This is a genomic window from Massilia sp. CT11-108 (assembly GCF_047302915.1).
GTDB classification, from domain to species: Bacteria; Pseudomonadota; Gammaproteobacteria; order Burkholderiales; family Burkholderiaceae_D; genus Telluria; species Telluria orientalis.
Map to the genome: position 1 here is coordinate 1 of NZ_JBKYMO010001613.1, position 255 is coordinate 255.

The 255-nt window shown below is 75.3% G+C and carries 1 pseudogene; it reads right to left on the minus strand.

The features are described 5' to 3' along the window. Nucleotides 1-255 (minus strand): annotated as a pseudogene (locus ACEN88_RS35785) (hypothetical protein); the annotation flags it as partial.

Below are 255 nucleotides of genomic sequence, written 5' to 3' on the forward strand. Positions count from 1 at the left end.
CTATACGCGCGCCGGACCAGGTCGCGCGTATAGGGTTCGAACAGGCCCGCGTCGAAGGCCGGCCCCATCAGCGCCGCCGCCTGGTCCGCCATGCCGGCCAGCCCGGCCGCCGTGAGCGTGAAAAAGGCGCGGCTCACGGCCGGTGCGTCGCAGGCCGGGCCCGCCGTCTCGACGACGTCGTGGCCCAGGTCCGTGCACAGGCGCGTGGCGGCGTCCAGCGCGGCGAGGGCGTCGGGCGACGGGAGTTCTCCGAAC